16 protein-coding genes and 1 pseudogene are annotated in these 20865 nt (G+C 67.7%); 13 read left to right on the top strand and 4 right to left on the bottom strand.

The genetic code is table 11. The annotated features are described in order from the left end of the window. Positions 1-9: 9 nt before the first annotated feature. Positions 10-1332, bottom strand: a complete 1323-nt coding sequence (locus MHEC_RS14690) for an aminotransferase class I/II-fold pyridoxal phosphate-dependent enzyme (RefSeq protein WP_048891735.1) — start codon at positions 1330-1332, stop codon at positions 10-12. A 43-nt stretch (positions 1333-1375) separates the two neighbouring features. Between MHEC_RS14690 and MHEC_RS14685 the strand changes: the two genes are divergently transcribed. The 7 genes and pseudogenes from MHEC_RS14685 (at position 1376) to MHEC_RS14655 (ending at position 8845) form a co-directional block, all read left to right on the top strand. Then, positions 1376-2044 (top strand): pyridoxamine 5'-phosphate oxidase family protein, encoded by a 669-nt coding sequence (locus MHEC_RS14685; RefSeq protein WP_048891736.1) that lies wholly within the window; start codon positions 1376-1378, stop codon positions 2042-2044. A gap of 185 nt (positions 2045-2229) precedes the next feature. Further along, complete coding sequence (locus MHEC_RS14680) at positions 2230-2967, top strand: GntR family transcriptional regulator (RefSeq protein WP_048891737.1); 738 nt, start codon at positions 2230-2232, stop codon at positions 2965-2967. Then, the gene (locus tag MHEC_RS14675) at positions 2964-3191 is read left to right on the top strand and encodes a 4Fe-4S dicluster domain-containing protein (RefSeq protein WP_048891738.1); all 228 of its coding nucleotides are present in this window, start codon (positions 2964-2966) and stop codon (positions 3189-3191) included. The genes MHEC_RS14680 and MHEC_RS14675 overlap by 4 nt, the downstream gene beginning before the upstream one ends. 15 nt (positions 3192-3206) lie before the next feature. Further along, the gene (locus MHEC_RS14670; RefSeq protein WP_048891739.1) at positions 3207-4574 is read left to right on the top strand and encodes an ABC transporter substrate-binding protein; all 1368 of its coding nucleotides are present in this window, start codon (positions 3207-3209) and stop codon (positions 4572-4574) included. Then, positions 4571-5419 (top strand): ABC transporter permease, encoded by an 849-nt coding sequence (locus MHEC_RS14665; RefSeq protein WP_048891740.1) that lies wholly within the window; start codon positions 4571-4573, stop codon positions 5417-5419. The genes MHEC_RS14670 and MHEC_RS14665 overlap by 4 nt, the downstream gene beginning before the upstream one ends. Next, a complete protein-coding gene (locus MHEC_RS14660) occupies positions 5416-6156 on the top strand; it encodes an ABC transporter ATP-binding protein (RefSeq protein ID WP_048891741.1) in 741 nt (246 codons plus the stop codon). Before MHEC_RS14665 ends, MHEC_RS14660 begins: the two co-directional genes overlap by 4 nt. Next, positions 6156-8845, top strand: a pseudogene (locus tag MHEC_RS14655) (fumarate reductase/succinate dehydrogenase flavoprotein subunit). Before MHEC_RS14660 ends, MHEC_RS14655 begins: the two are co-directional and overlap by 1 nt. Here the strand turns inward: MHEC_RS14655 and MHEC_RS14650 are convergent. Then, positions 8809-10047 carry an FAD-dependent monooxygenase gene (locus MHEC_RS14650; protein ID WP_048891743.1) on the bottom strand — a complete coding sequence of 413 codons (1239 nt, stop codon included), beginning with the start codon at positions 10045-10047 and terminating at the stop codon, positions 8809-8811. The pseudogene MHEC_RS14655 and the gene MHEC_RS14650 overlap by 37 nt on opposite strands. 72 nt (positions 10048-10119) lie before the next feature. Between MHEC_RS14650 and MHEC_RS14645 the strand changes: the two genes are divergently transcribed. Beyond that, complete coding sequence (locus MHEC_RS14645) at positions 10120-10680, top strand: TetR/AcrR family transcriptional regulator (RefSeq protein WP_048891744.1); 561 nt, start codon at positions 10120-10122, stop codon at positions 10678-10680. A 29-nt stretch (positions 10681-10709) separates the two neighbouring features. Here MHEC_RS14645 and MHEC_RS14640 read toward each other — a convergent pair whose 3' ends face one another. Together MHEC_RS14640 and MHEC_RS14635 are read right to left on the bottom strand one after the other, a co-directional pair. Then, positions 10710-11915 carry a serine hydrolase domain-containing protein gene (locus MHEC_RS14640; protein WP_048891745.1) on the bottom strand — a complete coding sequence of 402 codons (1206 nt, stop codon included), beginning with the start codon at positions 11913-11915 and terminating at the stop codon, positions 10710-10712. 188 nt (positions 11916-12103) lie between these two features. Further along, the gene (locus MHEC_RS14635; RefSeq protein ID WP_048891746.1) at positions 12104-13393 is read right to left on the bottom strand and encodes an HNH endonuclease; all 1290 of its coding nucleotides are present in this window, start codon (positions 13391-13393) and stop codon (positions 12104-12106) included. A 169-nt stretch (positions 13394-13562) separates the two neighbouring features. Here MHEC_RS14635 and pyrR point away from each other — a divergent pair, with 169 nt between their 5' ends. From pyrR to carB, 5 genes are read left to right on the top strand one after another with little or no spacing between them, the layout of a single operon-like run. Continuing rightward, positions 13563-14135 carry a bifunctional pyr operon transcriptional regulator/uracil phosphoribosyltransferase PyrR gene (pyrR, locus tag MHEC_RS14630; protein WP_048891747.1) on the top strand — a complete coding sequence of 191 codons (573 nt, stop codon included), beginning with the start codon at positions 13563-13565 and terminating at the stop codon, positions 14133-14135. Then, entirely contained in the window at positions 14132-15076 is a 945-nt protein-coding gene (locus MHEC_RS14625) for an aspartate carbamoyltransferase catalytic subunit (RefSeq protein WP_048891748.1), read from the top strand. The genes pyrR and MHEC_RS14625 overlap by 4 nt, the downstream gene beginning before the upstream one ends. Then, positions 15073-16365, top strand: a complete 1293-nt coding sequence (locus MHEC_RS14620; protein ID WP_048891749.1) for a dihydroorotase — start codon at positions 15073-15075, stop codon at positions 16363-16365. The genes MHEC_RS14625 and MHEC_RS14620 overlap by 4 nt, the downstream gene beginning before the upstream one ends. After that, positions 16362-17516 carry a glutamine-hydrolyzing carbamoyl-phosphate synthase small subunit gene (gene carA, locus MHEC_RS14615; RefSeq protein WP_048891750.1) on the top strand — a complete coding sequence of 385 codons (1155 nt, stop codon included), beginning with the start codon at positions 16362-16364 and terminating at the stop codon, positions 17514-17516. Before MHEC_RS14620 ends, carA begins: the two co-directional genes overlap by 4 nt. Then, complete coding sequence (carB, locus tag MHEC_RS14610) at positions 17516-20863, top strand: carbamoyl-phosphate synthase large subunit (RefSeq protein ID WP_048891751.1); 3348 nt, start codon at positions 17516-17518, stop codon at positions 20861-20863. The genes carA and carB overlap by 1 nt, the downstream gene beginning before the upstream one ends. Positions 20864-20865: the final 2 nt, after the last annotated feature.

Here is a 20865-nt window from a genome sequence, read left to right as displayed (position 1 = left end):
TGCTCGCTGTCAGACGCTGCGGGGTCCGGCACCGTGGACCGCCGCGGCGACGGCGTCGGCCAGCGGATCGATCTCGGCGGCGTCGAGGCCGGCGATGCTGATCCGGATACCGGGCGCGGTGACCAACCGGTACCGGTTGCCCGGAGCCACCGCCCACCCCGCGGCCAGCAGCCCGGCGATGGCGGTCGGCTCGTCGGGAACCGGCACCCACACGTTAAGGCCGGAACGGCCGTGCGCGACGACACCGCGTTCGGCCAGTGCCGTCAGCAAGCCCGAGCGCTTGTCGGCATAGGCAATTTGGGCCGCATGCACCAGCCGGGTCGCTGCGTCGTTGCGCCACACACTGACCGCGAGGTCTTGCAGCAGGTGGCTGACCCAGCCCGGGCCAAGCCGCAGCCGGCCCTGGACCCGCTCGACGGTGCGACGGTCCCCGGCGAGCACCGCCAGGCGCAGGTCCGGCCCGTACGCCTTGGCGAGCGACCGGACGAAGGCCCAACGCTGCGTGCAGCCGGCCACCGAGTGCAGCGGTGCGCCCGCGATGCCGGCGCAGTGGTCGTCTTCGATCACCAGCAGGTCGCGTGCCCGGTCCGCCAGCAGGCGCCGCAGCGTGGCGGCGCGAGGCGCGGAAACAGCTGCGCCCGTTGGATTTTGGGCGCGGCTGGTCACGATCAACGCCTGCACGCCGCGATCCAGCACCCGACGGAGGTCGTCGGGTAGCGGCCCGTCGTCGTCGAGCCGCAGCGGCTCCACGGCCAGCCCGAGAGCCGCCAGCAGATCCAGAAGGTTCGCCCACCCCGGATCCTCGACGGCAACCCGGGCGCCGGCCCGCAGGTGTGCGGTGAGCACCCGCTCGATCGCGTCGAGCGCCCCGCTGGTGACTGCCAGGTGTTCGCCGGGGATGCCGTCGCTGCTCAGGTCCGCACGAGCGTGCTCGGCGAGCTCCGGCGATATCGGAGCCTCGCCATACAGCACCGGTTGACCGCGCGGTGGCAGAACAGCGTCAGCGATCGGGAGCAGACCCGGGTCCGGGTTGCCCGTCGACAGGTCGCGCACCCCTGGCGGGATCACCGGCCCCCGCAAGGATCTCGGTGTGGTCGCCGGTCGTTCGCGTACCCGGGTTCCGCGCCGCCCGGCGGTTTCGACGGCCCCGCGATCGCGCAGCAGACGGTATGCGGCCGCAACGGTGTTGGGATTCACACCGAGCTGTGTGGCCAGCTCCCGGATCGGCGGCAGGGCGGCGCCCGGGGCGAGCGCGCCGCGCGAAATTGCCTCCTCGACGTCCGTCGCAATGCCCTGCGCACCCGCACCGCGGATGGTGTACTGTACTGGCACAAAAACAATTATGTACTAGTACAAAGATGGGAAGTCAATCCCGTTGCGACCAGCACAGCCGGCCTACCCGCCAACACCGCGCACCACGCCGACCCGCTATCGAGAGCGCGCCCGCTACGATCGTGAGACCGTCCACGAAGTTCTCGATGAGGCGTTGATGTGCCACCTGGGTTACCTCAACGCGGGCCGCCCGGTCGTGCTGCCGATGGTGCATGCCCGCGTGGGCGAGACGCTGTATATACACGGCTCCACCGGTAGCGGTCCGATGTTGGCCGCGAAGGCGTCGACGGGTTTGCCCGTGTGCGTCACGGTCACCGTCGTCGACGGCCTGGTGCTGGCCCGCGCGGCGGTGCACCACTCGGTGAATTACCGCTCGGTCGTCATCGTCGGCACCGCACATCTCGTCGAGGATCCACAGCTGAAAATGGCTGTGCTGCAAGCACTTGTCGATCACGTCGTGCCCGGCCGAGCCGCCGATAGCCGGCTCCCCGACACTCGCGAACTCGCCGCCACCGGCGTGCTGGGGCTCGACCTGGTCGAGGTCTCGGCCAAAGTGCGGGCCGGCGGCCCGGTCGATGGGCCGGCGGACACCGCGCTGCCCCATTGGGCGGGTACCGTGCCGCTGAGGCTGGCCGCCGGCGCGCCGATACCGGCCGGCGATCTCGACCCCGCCATCCCGACGCCGGCCTACCTGGCGAGCTACCTCACCTGACCCGCGGGGTTCTGCTCAGCCGGATGCAAATCGCACGGTTTGCCTCGCAGGTGGCGTAATCGCCGGCTGACGCAGTGCTTTCGCCTGATGACCGCGGAAACGCGGGCGGCGCAATGTGCGGACCGGCGCCGCGGTCGCCGTCCACGCCGGTCGGGCCGACCGGCGAATCGCATTAGCGTGTCGGCGTGACCGTGCCGTTGCCGATCCATCGCCCCCGGGCCGATCGTGCCCGCCAGGTCGCCGACGTGCTGCGGCAGGCGATCCACGCCGGCGCCTACGACGAGGGGCTACCCGCCGAACAGCAGTTGGCTGCGGAATTCTTCGTGTCTCGCAATACCATTCGTGCGGCGCTGGCCGTCCTGAAAAGCGAGGGGCTGATCGATCGGGGCCCCAAGGTCGGCACACAAATCGCGCAGCGCAAGTACGCCCACGGCCTCGATAGGCTGCTCGGTTTAAAGGAGACGCTGACCGGGCACGGCGAGGTCCGCAACGAGGTACGGGCCGCGACGCAGGTGACCGCTCCACCGGCGGTCGCCCACCGGTTGCGAGTACAGCCCGGCCAGCCGGTGATGTTCATTGAACGTCTGCGCTACCTCGACGAGCTGCCGCTCAGCCTGGATCTGACCTACCTCACTCCCCACATCGGCGATTTAGTCGCCGCCCATCAGCTGGAAACCCATGACATCTTCGCGCTGATCGAACAAGTCAGCGGACAGCGGCTGGGCGCAGCAACCCTGGCATTGGAGGCCATTCCCGCCGATGCCCATTCGGCGGCCACGTTGCAGATTCCCGACGGCGCTCCGCTGCTGATGCTGGAGCGCCTCACCCGCCTCGACGACGGCCAGCCTGTTGATCTGGAATACATCAGGATGCGCGGTGATCGAATCACAATGCGCGGCAACCTGATTAGGAGCAAACAATGACGCTGGTCACCCACCGTGTCGATGTCCCTGTGACGATCGACGAATCCCTGTGTATCGACGGCTGCACGCTCTGTGTCGACATCTGCCCGCTGGACTCACTGGCGATCAACCCTGAGACCGGCAAAGCTTTCATGCACGTTGACGAGTGTTGGTACTGCGGCCCGTGTGCGGCCCGCTGCCCGACCGATGCGGTCACCGTCAACATGCCCTACCTGATTCGATAGACACCAGGGAATCTCATGAGCAGACCCATGGTCCGATTGGCCTCGGCCGCCACTGTGTTCGGTGTGGCGGCCGCCGGATGCGCGCTGGACTCCGCTGGCGCCGTCAACGTCGTGGTCGGCTATCAATCCAAGACCATCAATACCGTGACTGCCGGCACGCTGTTGCGCGCGCAAGGCTTCCTGGAGCACCGGCTGGCCGACATCACCAAGCGCACCGGTACCAAATACCGCGTGGTGTGGCAGGATTACGACACCGGCGCGCCGATCACCGCGCAGATGGTGGCCGAGAAGATCGACATTGGCTCGATGGGCGACTTCCCGATGTTGATCAACGGCTCCAAAACGCAGGCCAACGAGCGCGCCCGCACCGAGATTGTGTCGGTCACCGGCTATCAACCCAAGGGCGCGCTGAACATGGTGGTGGTGGCGCCGAATTCCACCGCGACAGCGATGACCGACTTGGCCGGCAAGAAGGTGTCGGCCAGTGTCGGCTCAGCGGGTCACGGCACCCTGGTGCGGGCATTGTCCGCCGCCGGCATCAATCCCCGTACCGGTGTGGAAGTGCTCAACCAGCAGCCGCAGGTCGGGGCTTCTGCGCTGGAATCAGGTCAGGTGCAAGCGCTTTCGCAGTTCGTGGCCTGGCCAGGCCTGCTGGTCTACCAGGGCAAGGCGAAACTGCTCTACGACGGAGCCGAGCTGAACTACCCGACCTTGCACGGTGTGGTGGTGCGCCGCGCCTACGCGACGGCCCACCCCGAGGTGCTCGACGCCTTCCTGCAGGCCCAGCTCGATGCCACCGACTTCCTCAACGACAACCCGCTGGAAGCAGCCCGCATCGTCGCCGAGAGCAGTGGGCTGCCGCAAGAGGTCGTGTACCTCTACAACGGTCCGGGTGGCACGTCGTTCGACACCACGCTCAAACCGTCGCTGGTTGAAGCCTTGAAAAACGATGTGCTATACCTGAAATCGATCGGTGACTTCGCAGATCTCGATGTCGGCGGCTTCGTCCAGGACGCGCCACTGCGTGCGGCCTTCGCCACACGAAAGCTCGACTACGGCAAGGCGGTCGCCGTCCTCAACAGCCCGTCGCGGACCGGCGGTGAGCTGTGGCTGTACGGATCAGAGCGCACCCGACCAGTTTCCGACCCGGGAGCCCTGCTCAAAGCGGTGCGTGACGCGACCGCCCATGGCGCGCGCGTGCGGGCGGCTTATGTCCACGACGCCGAGCTGGGCACCCGCTGGTTCGCCGACAGGTCGACGTGGGTAAAGGATGGCGAACAGTATCTGCCATTCGATACCCCGGCAGGTGCACAGCGTTATGTCGCGTCGCATCCGGGCAGCGTCGCGTTGGACTACCAGCAAGCCTTGGCGGGCGCGGCATGACTGCCGTCAGTGTCAGCGCCCCGGTAGAACTCGAGCCGGTCACTGCGCCACCCCGAAACGGGCGTTCTCCGTGGCGGTCTCGGCTGCTTCGCCTGGCGTCGGTGGCCGCCGCGCTGGGACTGTGGCAGGCGCTCACCGCCAACCATGCGCGGTTGTGGCTGCGCTTTGACACCCTGCCGACGGTGGACGAGATCACCATGGCACTGGTTCACCGACTCTGCACTCAGGATTACTGGCTTGACTTGGCCCAGTCGCTGGTTCGCATCCTCACCGGCTTCGGGCTAGCCGCGGTCGTTGGTGTGGCGACCGGCATCATGCTGGGCCGGTCGCGGTTGGCCGGCGACTTGCTCGGCCCGTTGGCCGAGCTGGCTCGCCCGATCCCGGCAATCGCGGTGGTGCCGGTGGCGATCCTGCTATTTCCCACCGACGAAGCCGGGGTGGTGTTCATCACGTTCTTGGCGGCGTATTTCCCGGTCATGGTCAGCACCCGACACGCGGTGCGGGCGCTGCCCACCCTCTGGGAGGACTCCGTTCGCACGATGGGTGGTGGCCGGTGGGACGTGCTGACCCAGGTGGTGTTGCCGGGCATCCTGCCGGGCGTGTTCGGCGGACTTTCGGTGGGCATGGGCGTGGCCTGGATCTGCGTGATCTCGGCAGAGATGATCTCCGGTCGTCTCGGTGTGGGGTATCGCACCTGGCAGGCCTATACGGTGCTGGCTTACCCGCACGTGTTCGTCGGCATCATCACGATCGGGGTGCTCGGGTTCGCCACGTCCGCGGCAGTGGAACTGGTGGGCCGCCGGGTGACGCGCTGGCTGCCCCGCGGTGAGGACAACGCGCGATGACGTCCGGGATGCGCCTTGAGCTGGACCGAGTCAGGTTGTCCTACAACGGGATTCCGGTCATCGACGGGCTAAGCCTGGACGTGGGGTCGGGCGAGATCCTGGTGCTGACGGGGCCATCGGGCTGCGGTAAGACGACGGTGCTGCGTGCGCTGGCCGGGCTGCTGGCACCCGACCGGGGGTGGGTGCTGGCCGACGGCGTCGAGGTCACCGGCACCTCTGGCGAGCGCGGCGTGGTATTCCAGGACAATGCGTTGCTGCCGTGGCGCAGCGTGCGCTCCAATATCGAGCTGGCGCTGCGACTGCGCGGCGAACCGCGAGCCACCCGCCGCGCCCAGGCCGACCGCTGGATCACCGAGCTCGGGCTGACCGGCTTCGGCGACTACCTGCCCAAGAGCCTTTCGGGTGGGATGCGCCAGCGGGTGCAGCTGGCGCGCGGACTGGCCGGTGCGCCGCGAGCGGTGATGATGGACGAGCCGTTCGGTGCGCTGGACACCCAGACTCGTGCCGCCATGCAGCGGCTGCTCATCGGCGCCTGGCGCACACATCCGACCACGATCGTGTTCGTGACCCACGACGTCGACGAAGCTCTCGCGCTGGGCGACCGGGTCGCGGTGCTGGGCCGAACCGGGCAACCGCTGCGCGCTCTCCTCGATGTGCCGGCGCCACGAACGGCCGGGGCAAGGCCGGCATTGCGGGCTGAAGTCATTGCTGCACTGGAGCATTCGATCGCCGAATGATGGAGATTCCCGACCTGACCCGACCGGAGCGGATGGACTGCGACGTCCTGGTGATCGGCGGCGGCACCGCGGGCACCATGGCCGCGCTGACGGCCGCCGAGCGTGGCGCGAACGTGCTGCTGCTGGAGAAGGCGCACGTGCGCCATTCCGGCGCGCTGGCGATGGGAATGGACGGGGTCAACAACGCCGTCATCCCGGGCAGGGCTAAACCCGAGGACTACGTCGCCGAAATCACCCGCGCCAACGATGGAATCGTCAACCAGCGCACCATCTACCAGACCGCCACCCGCGGGTTCGCGATGGTACAGCGGCTCGAACGCTACGGCGTCAAGTTCGAAAAAGATGAGCGCGGCGAATACGCGGTGCGCCGCGTGCACCGCTCCGGTTCCTACGTGCTGCCCATGCCCGAAGGCAAGGACATCAAAAAGGCGCTGTACCGGGTGCTGCGGCAACGCTCGATGCGGGCGAAGATCCGCATCGAGAATCGGGTGATGCCGGTGCGGGTGCTGGTCGCCGATGGCCGGGCGGTGGGCGCGGCCGCATTGCACACCCGCACCGGCGAATTCGTCACTGTCGGTGCCAAGGCGGTGATCCTGGCCACCGGGGCGTGCGGGCGGCTGGGCCTGCCCGCTTCGGGGTATCTGTATGGCACCTACGAGAACCCGACTAACGCCGGTGACGGGTATTCGATGGCGTATCACGCCGGCGCGGAACTCTCGGGCATCGAGTGCTTCCAAATCAACCCGCTGATCAAGGATTACAACGGGCCGGCGTGCGCGTATGTGGCCAACCCATTCGGTGGCTACCAGGTCAACGCGTTGGGGGAACGGTTTGTCGACTCCGACTACTGGTCGGGGCAGATGATGGCCGAGGTGCGCAGCGAGATCGAGTCCGCCCGCGGCCCCATCTATTTGAAGGTGTCGCACCTGCCCGACGAGAAGCTGAGCGCGCTGGAAAACATCCTGCACACCACCGAACGGCCCACTCGCGGCACCTTCCACGCCAACCGCGGCCACAACTACCGCACCCACGATGTCGAGATGCACATCTCCGAAATTGGCTTGTGCTCAGGTCATTCCGCGTCCGGGGTGTGGGTCGATGAGCACGCCCGCACCACCGTTCCCGGGTTGTACGCCGCAGGTGACCTGGCCTGCGTCCCGCACAACTACATGATCGGGGCGTTCGTCTTCGGCGACCTGGCCGGTGAGCAGGCGGCCTCGACTCTTGCCGAGGTGCCGGCCCCGCAGCGTCTTCCGGAAGACCAGCTAGCAGAAGCCCACGAGCTGATCTACCGGCCGTTGCGCCACCCCGACGGACCGCCCCAGCCGCAGGTCGAATACAAGCTGCGCCGGTTCGTCAACGACTATGTCGCGCCGCCGAAAACCGCGGCCAAGCTGTCGATCGCGGTCCGCACGTTCGAGCGAATGCGCGCCGAGATCGCCGAGATGGGGGCGCGCACGCCGCACGAGCTGATGCGCGCCGTCGAAGTGTCGTTCATCCGGGACTGCGCCGAGATGGCCGCCCGAGCCTCGCTGACACGGACCGAATCGCGCTGGGGTCTCTATCATGACCGCGCCGACCTGCCCGACCGCGACGACCGGCAGTGGGCCTACCACCTCATCCTGCGCAAGGATGGCAACGGCGACATGCAGTTTTTGAAACGGCCGGTAGCACCGTATTTCATTCCGGTCGCCGGACTGGACACGCTGCCGCCAGCCGATCAGACGGTGCGGGTCGTGCCGCAGCCGGCGCTGGTCGGCGGTCGGGCGCCGACCAGCACCACAGCTCCGAAACCACAGGCGCCCGCCCCGACCGATCCGCCATCATCCCGCATCGCCGAAGTGCTCGCATGCGAACATCCGAGCACCGCCGACCTGGCGGCCTACCTAGGCGATCCGGACCCGCGGGTGCGCCGGACTGCGGTGGCGATCCTGACCGAACACACGCCGACCGACTACGCGCCTGCGCTGCTAGCTGCCCTTGACGACGACGACCCGGGGGGTCCGACGCGCCGCGGCCGACGGGGTCCGCGAACTTGTCGAAATCTTGCCGCAACCCGTTGCGGCCCAGTCTTATCTGCATTCTCCGGATGCGGTTGTCCGGGCAGTTGCAGTCCATGTTCTGGCCGCGCGCCGCGAGGGCACCCCCCGGTCACTACCGCCGCGCACTGTCCGACGCTGACCACCGGGTGCGCGTCGAGGCTGTACGCGCGCTGGTATCGATCGACGACGCTGCCGGGGTTGGCGCTGCGGTCGGCGACGACAACCGCGAAGTCCGCATCGCTGCGGCCAACGGCCTGGCCACCCTGCGGGCCGGCGCCGACACCGTCCGCGCTTTGGTCGCCGACACCGACCCGCTGGTGCGGGCGGCAGCCCTCGCTGCGTTGGGTGATTTAGGTTGCGAGGAGAGCGATCTCGTGACCGTCGACGAAGCGTCGCGGTCATCGGCCTGGCAGGTGCGCCAGGGTGCCGCGCGGGCGCTGGCGGGTGCGGCGGCTAAGAGCGCAGTGCCGAGGCTGACGCCCCTGTTGGGCGACGAGCATCCCGACGTGCGCAAGGCGGCGGTGTTGGCCCTCACGCGATGGGTCGACGAACCCGCCGCGCGGGACGCGCTCGGCATCGCGGTCAAAGACAGCGACGCCGACGTGCGGGCCTATGCGCGACGCGCCTCCGGGCGTGAAGCTGTGTAGTCGGGCAAGTCGATAGCGTCGGCGGTGGTAAACCACAGCCGTTCGGCAAGGGGCCGGAACGGCCAGCGTTGCATGTACTTCATAGCCAGAGCGTTCAAGCGAATATCGAAGGCGGACTTGGGAACGAAGCCGTCGATGCCGTTGGGTATCTTCTGGCACCGATCCACATACGGTCGCATGACGGTGTGGTAGCGGTGCAGCGCGGCCCGCAACCGCTCGGTGCCGATCCCCGCACCGTCGGCCTGGCCGAGTTCGCCGGCCAACACGTAGGCGCCCACCAGCGCCAGGCTGGTACCCATACCGCTGAGCGGTGATGCGCAGTAGCCGGCGTCACCGACCAGCGTGACCCGTCCCGCCGACCAGGCGTCCATGTGAACCTGGGCGAACGCATCGAAATGGAAGTCGTCGGCCTTGCGCGCGGCCGCGACCAAGGCGTCGCACTGCCAGCCCGCGCCGGCGAACCGCTGTGCCAGCAGGTCGCATTGCGCGTCGCGGTCACTGCGGTCGTAATCCAATGGATCTGAGCGAAAGGCCAAACCGGCCTTGGCGACAGCGGCCTCATGCGAGGGCCGCATGGAGGCATTGAGCCCGCCGGGCGCGACATACATCAGAAACCAGCCATCCAGGCCAGCGGTGTCGGGTGCGGTGAACCAGGCGTGGTAGCCGCCCAGCGGGCGAAGGTAGCGCTCTTCTGGCCCGAATACCAGCCGGCGCACACCAGAATGCGGGCCGTCGGCCCCGACCACCAGGCCGGCGCGGATCGTGCTGCCATCCGACAGCGTCGCCACGACATCGTCGTCGTGTTGTTCCAACGACGTAATGCGCTGCCCGAAACGGTATTCCACGTGCCTGGCGGTGGCCTGGTAGAGGACATCGACGAGATCGCCGCGCAGGATCTCGAATTCACTGACCACGCCGTTGCCGTGGAATGCGCCGACCGGCATCTCCGCGCGCCGCCGCCCCTCGGCGGTCACCCACGCAATTCCCCTCTGATACAGACAGCGTTCCCGCATCCGGTCCATCAGGCCCATCCGCTCGACCACGGTCCGCCCGGCACCGCGCAGGTCGACGGTCTGGCCGCCCAGACGAAGATCCGGTGCGACCTCGACAACGATGACCCGATATCCATACCGGGTGAGCCAGTGGGCCAGGGCGGGTCCACCGATCCCGGCTCCGCTGATCAGGACTGTCGGCTGCGACATGCGCGTAACACTATGACATATATGTCCAATTACACCGGTCTATCGGCAGCTTACTGACTACGCTTTCCTGGCGTGACGAGCGGCTGCGCCAATCACCGCCTGACGGTGGATGACTGGGTCCAGACCGGTTTTCGGATTCTCGCCGAGGATGGCATCAAAGCCCTGACGATCGACCGATTATGCCGTCGGCTCGGTGTGACCAGGGGCAGTTTCTATTGGCATTTCAGCGACATGAGGGCCTACCGTCGCGCACTTCTCGATACCTGGGCCGCTGTTCGCGATGAGGATCGCGGATTTTTCGACGCACTCGCGGCCGATCCGCCGCGGCAGCGGCTGTCGCGGATGATGACCGCGTTGGTCGGTCCTCGGCACTGGATGCTCGAGCGCGCGATGCGGGAATGGGCCCGGTCGGAGCCTGCGGTGGCTGCGGCGGTGCGCGATTCGGACCGACGGGTGGTGGCCGCGGTACGGCGGGCATACCTCGACGACGGTTTCGACCCCGAAGAGGCCGACATGCGCGCCGACGTTACCTTCGCCGCGGGGATCGGGTTCTTGTATCTGTCGGGTCCGCGGCCCAACCCGCAGGCCGCCGGCCGCCGGGAGTGGTTCCTCGATGTGATGCTGCGTCATTAGCGGTACCCGCAGACTAGTTCGGTGAGGCCCTATAGCTCCAGCGCGCGATAGGTGTGGCGAACGAACTTCGGTTGTACCGCTTGCAGTTTCGCCCGGGACGTGTTGCCGGCGACGGCTGCAGCCGCGTCCGACGACAGCGCGGGAAGGTTTTGCACGAAGTACAGCAGGATCAGGTCCGCGGACGGGTCAGCCTGCCACCACGTCCCGTAAGCGCCGGGCCAACTGAACGTCCCCGCCCCGCCCGGGCCGAAGATCGGCCCGGATTTCGTCGGGTCGGTCACGACCGAGAGATTGAGTCCGAACCCACGGCCAATCCAGAACGGCGCACCCAGGAAAGGATGCTGTTTCTGCTCGGCGGTCAGCCGATCGGTGCGCATAGCTCGCGCCGATTCGGCCGACAGCACCCGCACCCCGTCTATCACGCCGTCGCCCAGCAGCATCCGCGCGAACCGCAGGTAATCGTCGGCGGCCGACCATAATCCACCGCCGGCGTTGGGAAACGCGGGCGGTGCCAGCTGCGGCGGGCCCATCACGTCGTGGCGCAACCGATCGTTCTCGTCGAGCGCATACATCGTCGCCACCCGGGAGCGCTTTTCGGCCGGGACGTAAAAGCCGGTGTCGTGCATGCCCAGTGGCTGCAGGATGCGCTCGTCAAGGACCTGGTGAAATGGTTTGGCCTCGATCCGCGACACCAGCACGCCGACCACGTCGATGCCATGGCCGTAGGTCATTCGCTCACCGGGCTGGTGCACCAGCGGCAGTTCGGCAAGCGCGGCCAGCCACACGTCGGGGCCTTGTCCGAACGGGAGCCGGACATAGGCCCGTGAGATCGGCCCGGACACGGAGAATCCGTACGCCAGACCGCTGGTATGGGTGAGCAGGTCTTCGACCAGGATCGCCCGTTGCGCCGGGTGCGTGCGATCCAGCGGGCCAACGGGGTCGTCCAACACGCGCATATCGGCGAACTCCGGCAGCCAGCGCACGATGGGGTCGCGCAGCGCCAGCTTGCCCTCGTCCACCAGACTCATCGCCACCGCGACAGTGACCGGCTTGGTCATCGAAGCAATGCGAAACAAGGTGTCACGCTGCATCGGCAGCCCGGCGCCGACGTCGCGATAGCCGATCTCGTTGACCTGCAATACTTTTCCGTGTCGCCAGACCATTGTCACCGCGCCGGCGAGTAGACCCGCGTCGCAGGCTTCGCGGATGGAGGCCTGATTGCCCTCGAGATTCACCCGGGTGAGACTACTGACCTCGGTGCCCTCTACTTCCGCCGCACCGTGGCCGGCTCGCCGTCGCGGGTGGCGCGGTGCACCGCGTTGGCGTAGCTGTGCTTGCCGTCGTCGTCGAGACAGTACAGAGCGTCGAAATCTAGACGGGAAAGCCCGTCATATTTGCCAGCCTAGCCTGAGTCGTGCGTCAGCTAGGCGGCGTGCAGTCGGGGCAGGGTGATGCCGATTCGGGGTTCGACCTCGTGAACGAATATCTCGGGCCGCCCCGGTTGCGGCGGCGCCGTCGAGCAGTAGTGCGCGCCGGTCGGTGTGATGAATTCGGCTATGTGCCAGCCAGTTTCGTCCATCGTGGTGCTGACGTGCCACCCGTGAGCTTCCTTGACGTAGTTGCAGCGCTCACATGACCCAAGTCCGTTCGCCGCATTGGTGGGTCCGCCGCGATTGTGTGGCTGGGCGTGGTCGCGGTGCCGGATAGGGGCATCACAGTAGGGGGTGCGACATCGCTGATCCCGCAACCCGATAAAGGTGGCGAGGCCCTTCGGGAAACAGCGCGCCCGCGACTCCATCGCCACCAAGGCCCCAGAGCGGGGATGACGGTAAAGCCGGCGCAGCGTGGCCCGCGACCGGGTGTCGGTGACCGCGTCGCTGACCAGACTGCGCGCAACGGCCGCCGGGATCGGCCCATACCCGTCGACTACTGCGGCGGCATTGTCGCCGCCCAGCAGCGTCTCGTCGGAGATGACGACGTTGACCGCGACCGGTTCCGCTACGCCGGCGGGCCGTCCGGTGACCCGTTCGACCAACGTGTCCGCCATCACCTGGCCGCGCGAGCGGTCATCGAATGTCGTGTCCGCCGCCCGCTTGAGTGCGGCATACACCGCAACACCCTGTGCGACCGGAAGTAACGCCGTCACCCAAGTCATGGTGTCGGGGGCGGGGCGGATTGTCACCGTACGCTCGGAGGCGGCTTTGGCAGCGCGATCGACCACGGCCTGCGCATTGAGCCGGTAGGCGATGTCTTTCGCAGCCGCGGTGATCCGCGCATCGCCCATCCCGTCCAACTTGGACATGTCGGCGCACAGCTGCGCATCGAGCGTCCGGCGGTCCTCGACGTCCAGGCAGGCCGATTCCCGCACGATCAGCGTGGCCCGCCACTCGGACAGCTGCCCGGCTTCCAGCGCGGCCAGCGTGTGCGGCATCTCGTACACCAACGCCTTCGCGAACCCCAGGTGCCGGCCGCCGCGCGCTGGCGAATCCCGTCGCGCCAGCGCAATCTCGCTGGCCACGCCGCGCCCTCGCTGGGCTGCCGGCACCCCGGCAGCGGCCTCAGTCGAGCGCCGCAATCCGTCCAGGGCCGCGGCCGCCCGCGCCTGACCTGCGGCGGCGGCGGACTTCAGCCGCTCAAGCTCCGCGATGCGCGCGATCAGCACTGCCTCGTCGGCCTGCGGATCCACCGCCGTCAGCACACCCGAATCGAACATACTTGCGATGCTAAACCACGGCACCGACAGTTGGCGTGTGCGTGCTCGCACCGCATTGCCACGCGCGGGCCGCAGCGGACATCCGTGAGCCGCGCAATGCTACGCTGGCCGGCAGTCGACATCCTTTAACGATCCGTCCGGCGAGGCGGAGAAGGAGGTCAAGTTTCGGATGGGTGCTGCGGGCAAGACCGGCGTAGGCAGCGAGCCCCGCGAATTGATGTCGGCGGCCGACGTGGGGCGCACCATTTCCCGCATCGCCCACCAAATCATCGAAAAGACCGCACTCGACGGGTCCGATGGTCCGCGGGTAGTGCTGCTCGGCATCCCCACCCGCGGAGTGACGCTGGCGAAGCGGCTGGCCTCCCGCATCGCCGAGTTTTCCGGCGTCCAGGTCGACCACGGCGCGCTCGACATCACCCTGTACCGCGACGACCTGATGCAAAAGCCGCCGCGGCCGCTGGAGGCCACCTCCATCCCGACCGCGGGCATCGACGACGCGCTGGTGATCCTGGTCGACGATGTGTTGTACTCCGGGCGCTCGGTGCGCTGCGCACTTGACGCGCTGCGCGATATCGGTCGGCCCCGCGCCGTGCAACTGGCGGTGCTGGTCGACCGCGGCCACCGTGAACTGCCGCTGCGCGCCGACTACGTCGGCAAAAACGTGCCCACCTCCCGCAGCGAAAGCGTGCACGTGCTGCTGGCCGAACACGACGGGCGCGATCAGGTGGTGATTTCGCGATGACGCGACACTTGTTGGCTGCCAATGACCTGAGCCGCGACGAGGCGACCGCGATCCTCGACGACGCCGACCGGTTCGCGCAGGCCCTGGTGGGCCGTGAGGTCAAGAAGCTGCCGACGCTGCGCGGCCGCACCATCATCACGATGTTCTACGAGAACTCCACCCGCACCCGGGTGTCCTTCGAAGTCGCCGGCAAGTTGATGAGCGCCGACGTGATCAACGTCAGCGCGACGGGATCGTCGGTGGGCAAAGGCGAATCGCTGCGCGATACCGCGCTGACCCTGCGCGCCGCCGGCGCCGACGCGCTGGTGATCCGCCATCCCGCCTCCGGTGCGGCGCACCGGTTGGCCGACTGGACCTGCGCCAACGGCTCAGGCCCCTCGGTGATCAACGCCGGCGACGGCACCCACGAGCACCCGACGCAGGCCCTGCTGGACGCGCTGACCATCCGGCAGCGCCTCGGCGGCATCGACGGGCGGCGCATCGTGATCGTCGGCGACATCCTGCACAGCCGGGTGGCCCGCTCCAACGTGATGCTGCTGGCCACGCTGGGCGCCGAGGTGGTGCTGGTGGCACCGCCGACGCTGCTGCCGGTCGGGGTGACCGAATGGCCGGTGACGGTGTCCTACGACCTCGACGCCGAACTGCCCGCCGCCGACGCGGTGTTGATGCTGCGGGTGCAGGCCGAACGGATGCACGGCGGTTTCTTCCCGTCCGCCCGCGAGTATTCGGTGCTCTACGGGCTCTCCGACCGGCGCCAGGCGCTGCTGCCCGGCCATGCCGTGGTGCTGCATCCCGGCCCGATGCTGCGCGGCATGGAGATCGAGTCCTCGGTGGCCGACTCGTCGCAGTCCGCTGTGCTGCAACAGGTTTCCAACGGCGTGCACGTGCGGATGGCGGTGCTGTTCCACGTCTTGGTAGGAGCACAGGAGGTCGCGGCGTGAGCGTGTTGATCCGCGGTGTGCGCCGCTACGGCGAGGGCAATCGCGTCGACGTACTGGTCGATGACGGGCAGATCGTCGACATCGGTGCGCGACTTCAGATTCCAGAAGACGCCGACGTGATCGACGCCACCGGGCAGGTCCTGCTGCCGGGGTTTGTCGACCTGCACGCTCACCTGCGTGAACCGGGCCGCGAATACGCGGAAGACATCGAAACCGGTTCGGCTGCAGCCGCTTTGGGCGGATACACCGCAGTGTTCGCGATGGCCAACACCAACCCTGTCGCCGACAGCCCGGTGGTCACCGACCACGTCTGGCAGCGGGGCCAGCAGGTGGGTTTGGTCGACGTGCACCCGGTCGGCGCGGTGACGATGGGACTGGCCGGAAAAGAGCTCACCGAGATGGGCATGATGGCCGCCGGCGCCGCTCAGGTGCGGATGTTCTCCGACGACGGCAACTGTGTGGCCGATCCGTTGGTCATGCGCCGCGCCCTGGAGTACGCCACCGGGCTGGGGGTGCTGATCGCCCAGCACGCCGAGGAGCCGCGACTCACCGTCAGCGCCGTCGCCCACGAGGGGCCCAATGCCGCCCGGCTTGGCCTGGCCGGATGGCCGCGGGCGGCCGAGGAGTCGATCGTCGCGCGCGACGCGCTGCTGGCCCGCGACGCCGGGGCCCGGGTGCATATCTGCCACGCTTCCACCGCCGGGACCGTCGAGATTCTCAAATGGGCTAAGGCACAAGGTATTTCGATTACCGCCGAGGTCGCCCCGCATCACCTGATGCTCGACGATTCCAGGCTCGCAACCTACGACGGCGTGTACCGCGTCAACCCGCCGCTGCGTGAGTCCGCCGACGCCGCCGCATTGCGTCAGGCCCTGGCCGATGGGGTAATCGACTGTGTGGCCACCGATCACGCCCCGCACGCCGACCACGAGAAGTGTGTGGAGTTTGCCGCGGCGCGTCCGGGCATGCTCGGGCTGCAGACCGCGCTGTCGGTGGTGGCGCAGACCATGGTGGTGCCCGGGCTATTGACCTGGCGTGACGTCGCGCGGGTGATGAGCGAGAACCCGGCGCGCATCGCCGGTTTGCCCGGTCACGGCCGCCCGCTGGAGGTGGGCGAGCCGGCCAACCTCGTCGTCGTCGACCCGGACGCCACCTGGACCGTCGCCGGCGCTGAACTGGCCAGCCGCTCGGCCAACACCCCCTACGAGTCAATGTCGTTGCCGGCGACGGTGACCGCGACGTTGCTGCGCGGCAAAATCACCGCCCGCGACGGGAAGTGCCCGGTATGAATTCGCACACGCCGGCCGCAGGAGGTCCCGTCGGCAAGGCCGTACTGGTTCTCGAGGACGGCCGGATTTTCACCGGGACACCATTCGGCGCGATCGGCCAAACCCTCGGCGAGGCGGTGTTTTCCACCGGGATGTCCGGCTATCAGGAAACCTTGACCGATCCCAGCTATCACCGCCAGATCGTGGTGGCGACCGCGCCGCAGATCGGCAACACCGGCTGGAACACCGAAGACTCCGAAAGCCGCGGCGAGCGGATCTGGGTGGCCGGGTACGCGGTGCGCGACCCGTCACCGCGGGCCTCGAACTGGCGGGCAACCACCACGCTGGAGGACGAACTGGTCCGCCAGCACATTGTCGGCGTCGCCGGGATCGACACCCGCGCCGTGGTGCGGCACCTTCGCCACTTCGGCTCGATGAAGGCGGGTGTGTTCTCCGGTCCCGCGCTGGCCGACCGCGAGGAACTGCTCGAGCGGGTGCGCGCCCAGCCGCCGATGCTCGGCGCCGACCTGGCCGGCCAGGTCAGCACCGACGACACCTATATCGTCGAACCCCAAGGGCCGCATCGGTTTACCGTGGCCGCAGTCGATCTCGGGATCAAGACCAACACGCCGCGCAATTTCGCCAGGCGCGGGATCCGCAGCCATGTGCTGCCGTCGTCGGCGACGTTCGAGCAGATCGCCGAGATCAAGCCGCATGGAGTCTTCCTGTCCAATGGCCCCGGCGATCCCGCCACCGCCGACCACGTCGTCGCCGTCACCCGACGGGTGCTGGACGCCGGAATCCCCTTGTTCGGCATCTGTTTCGGCAACCAGATCCTGGGCCGCGCACTGGGTCTGTCCACCTACAAGATGGTGTTCGGCCACCGCGGCATCAACGTGCCGGTGATCGACCATGCGACCGGGCGGGTCGCGATCACCGCGCAGAACCACGGCTTTGCGCTGCAGGGCGAAGCGGGTCAGCGATTCGACACCCCGTTCGGAACGGCGATCGTCAGCCACACCTGCGCCAACGACGGTGTCGTCGAAGGCGTCAAACTGACCAACGGGCGCGCGTTTTCGGTGCAGTACCACCCCGAGGCGGCGGCCGGGCCGCACGACGCGGAATACCTTTTCGACCAGTTCGTGGAGTTGATGGCAGGAGAGGAGCACTAGTGCCACGCCGCCCCGACCTGCGTCACGTGCTGGTGATCGGCTCCGGACCGATCGTCATCGGGCAAGCCTGCGAATTCGACTACTCGGGCACCCAGGCCTGCCGGGTGCTCAAAGCCGAAGGGCTACTGGTCAGCCTGGTCAACTCGAACCCCGCCACGATCATGACCGATCCGGAGTTCGCCGACTACACCTATGTCGAACCCATCACGCCAGCCTTCGTGGAACACGTGATCGCTCAACAGGCCCAGCGCGGCAACAAGATCGACGCGCTGCTGGCAACCCTGGGCGGACAGACCGCGCTGAACACCGCGGTCGCGCTCTATGACAACGGAGTGCTGGAACGCTACGGGGTCGAGTTGATCGGCGCCGACTTCGACGCCATCCAGCGCGGGGAGGACCGCCAGCGGTTCAAAGACATCGTCGCCAAGGTCGGTGGCGAATCAGCGCGCAGCCGCGTGTGTTTCACTCTGGCTGAGGTCCGCGAGACCGTCGCGGAGCTGGGGCTGCCGGTCGTGGTTCGGCCCAGCTTCACCATGGGCGGCCTGGGCTCGGGCATGGCGTACAGCGCCGAGCAGGTCGATCGGATGGCCGGCGCCGGGCTGGCCGCCTCGCCCAGCGCTAACGTGCTGATCGAGGAATCCATCTATGGCTGGAAGGAATTCGAGCTCGAGCTGATGCGCGACGGCCACGACAACGTGGTCGTGGTCTGCTCGATCGAAAACGTCGACCCGATGGGCGTGCATACCGGCGACTCGGTGACCGTAGCGCCGGCGATGACGCTGACCGACCGGGAATACCAGCGGATGCGCGACCTGGCCATCGCGATTCTGCGCGAGGTCGGTGTCGACACCGGAGGCTGTAACATCCAATTCGCGGTCAACCCGCGCGACGGGCGGCTCATCGTCGTCGAGATGAACCCGCGGGTGTCGCGATCCAGCGCGTTGGCGTCGAAGGCCACCGGGTTCCCGATCGCCAAGATCGCCGCCAAGCTGGCCATCGGCTACACCCTCGACGAGATCCTCAACGACATCACCAAACAAACCCCGGCCTGCTTCGAGCCCACCCTGGACTACGTCGTGGTCAAGGCGCCACGCTTCGCGTTCGAGAAGTTCCCGGGCGCCGACCCCACGCTGACCACCACCATGAAATCGGTCGGCGAAGCGATGTCGTTGGGCCGCAACTTCATCGAAGCCCTCGGCAAGGTCATGCGATCGCTGGAGACCAGCCGCGCCGGGTTCTGGACGACGCCGGACCCGCCGGGCGGCGTCGACGAAGCGCTGCACCGGTTGCAGACACCGTCGGAAAACCGCCTCTATGACATTGAACTGGCTCTGCGACTGGGTGCCACGGTTGAGCAGGTGTCGCAGGCCAGCGGCGTCGACCCGTGGTTCGTCGCCCAGATCGCCGAACTGGTCAAGCTGCGCGCGGAGCTCGTCGACGCCGCCGTGCTGGACGGGGAGCTGCTGCGCCGCGCCAAGCACAGTGGGCTCTCCGACCGCCAGATCGCGGCGTTGCGGCCAGAGTTGGCCGGCGAAAACGGCGTGCGCTCGCTGCGCAGCCGCCTCGGCGTCCACCCGGTGTACAAAACCGTGGACACCTGCGCCGCGGAGTTCGAGGCCAAGACCCCCTACCACTACAGTAGCTACGAGCTCGACCCCGCCGCCGAAACCGAGGTGGCCCCGCAAACCGAAAAACCCAAGGTGCTCATCCTCGGTTCCGGGCCGAACCGAATCGGTCAGGGCATCGAATTCGACTACAGCTGCGTGCACGCGGCAACCACGTTGAGCCAGGCCGGTTTTGAAACCGTGATGGTCAACTGCAACCCGGAGACGGTGTCCACCGACTACGACACCGCTGACCGGCTGTACTTCGAGCCGTTGACCTTCGAAGACGTCCTCGAGGTCTTCCACGCCGAAAACCACTCGGCCCAGGGCGGACCCGGTGTGGTGGGCGTCATTGTGCAATTGGGTGGTCAGACGCCGCTCGGGCTGGCGCAACGGCTGGCCGACGCGGGTGTTCCGATCGTCGGAACCCCGCCGGAGGCCATCGACCTGGCCGAGGACCGCGGCGCGTTCGGGGACGTGCTCTCCACGGCGGGGTTGCCGGCGCCGCGGTACGGCACCGCGACGAGCTTCGACCAGGCTCGCCGCATCGCCGCCGAGGTCGGCTATCCGGTGCTGGTGCGCCCGTCGTATGTGCTGGGCGGTCGCGGCATGGAGATCGTCTACGACGAGGAGACGCTGGAAGGCTATATCACCCGCGCTACCGAGCTTTCCCCCGAGCACCCGGTGCTGGTGGACCGTTTCCTCGAGGACGCCATCGAGATCGACGTCGACGCGCTATGCGACGGCAGCGAGGTCTATATCGGCGGCATCATGGAGCACATCGAGGAGGCCGGGATCCACTCCGGCGACTCGGCGTGCGCGCTGCCGCCGGTGACGTTGGGCCGCAGCGACATCGAGAAGGTGCGGCAAGCGACCGAGGCCATCGCCCATGGAATCGGGGTGGTGGGCCTGCTCAACGTGCAATACGCGCTCAAAGACGACGTGCTCTACGTTTTGGAGGCCAACCCCCGGGCCAGCCGCACGGTGCCATTCGTCTCGAAAGCAACCGCGGTGCCCCTGGCCAAAGCATGTGCGCGAATCATGTTGGGAGCCAAGATATCTCAACTGCGCAATGAGGGCATTCTGGCGGCATCCGGGGACGGCGCCAGTGCCGTGCCCGAGGCCCCGATCGCCGTCAAGGAAGCCGTGCTGCCGTTTCACCGGTTCCGCACCGTCGACGGCGCCGGCATTGACTCGCTGCTCGGCCCGGAAATGAAATCGACCGGTGAGGTGATGGGCATCGACCGCGACTTCGGCAGCGCGTTTGCCAAAAGCCAGACCGCCGCCTACGGCTCGCTGCCGGCAGCGGGCACAGTTTTCGTGTCGGTGGCCAACCGCGACAAACGCTCGCTGGTGTTCCCGGTCAAGCGGCTGGCCGACCTGGGCTTTCGGGTGCTGGCGACCGAAGGAACCGCGGAGATGTTGCGCCGCAACGGAATCCCCTGCGAGGTAGTTCGCAAGCATTTCGAAAAGCCGCACCCGGACCGCCCCGCCCTGTCCGCGGTCGACGCGATAAGGGCCGGCGAGGTCGACATGGTGATCAACACCCCCTACGGCAACTCCGGGCCGCGCATCGACGGCTACGAAATCCGCTCGGCCGCGGTGGCGATGAACATTCCCTGTGTCACGACGGTGCAGGGCGCCTCGGCGGCCGTGCAGGGCATCGAGGCCGGCATTCGCGGCGACATCGGGGTGCGCTGCCTGCAAGAACTGCACCGCGCGCTGAGCGACGGCGGCCACTAGCC

This window comes from Mycobacterium heckeshornense (genome assembly GCF_016592155.1).
Taxonomy (GTDB): domain Bacteria; phylum Actinomycetota; class Actinomycetes; order Mycobacteriales; family Mycobacteriaceae; genus Mycobacterium; species Mycobacterium heckeshornense.
Note: the sequence above shows the minus strand (reverse complement) of the source record. Positions and strands in the feature narration are given on the sequence as shown.

What these genes read in the sequence shown, in the direction of transcription:
- MHEC_RS14650 (WP_048891743.1), bottom strand. Translation starts at nt 10,047, where the DNA reads ATGTCGCAGCCGACAGTCCTGATCAGCGGAGCCGGGATCGGTGGACCC.
- MHEC_RS14625 (WP_048891748.1), top strand. Translation starts at nt 14,132, where the DNA reads ATGACGCGACACTTGTTGGCTGCCAATGACCTGAGCCGCGACGAGGCG.
- MHEC_RS14675 (WP_048891738.1), top strand. Translation starts at nt 2,964, where the DNA reads ATGACGCTGGTCACCCACCGTGTCGATGTCCCTGTGACGATCGACGAA.
- MHEC_RS14635 (WP_048891746.1), bottom strand. Translation starts at nt 13,393, where the DNA reads ATGTTCGATTCGGGTGTGCTGACGGCGGTGGATCCGCAGGCCGACGAG.
- MHEC_RS14670 (WP_048891739.1), top strand. Translation starts at nt 3,207, where the DNA reads ATGAGCAGACCCATGGTCCGATTGGCCTCGGCCGCCACTGTGTTCGGT.
- MHEC_RS14665 (WP_048891740.1), top strand. Translation starts at nt 4,571, where the DNA reads ATGACTGCCGTCAGTGTCAGCGCCCCGGTAGAACTCGAGCCGGTCACT.
- pyrR (WP_048891747.1), top strand. Translation starts at nt 13,563, where the DNA reads ATGGGTGCTGCGGGCAAGACCGGCGTAGGCAGCGAGCCCCGCGAATTG.
- carA (WP_048891750.1), top strand. Translation starts at nt 16,362, where the DNA reads ATGAATTCGCACACGCCGGCCGCAGGAGGTCCCGTCGGCAAGGCCGTA.
- MHEC_RS14660 (WP_048891741.1), top strand. Translation starts at nt 5,416, where the DNA reads ATGACGTCCGGGATGCGCCTTGAGCTGGACCGAGTCAGGTTGTCCTAC.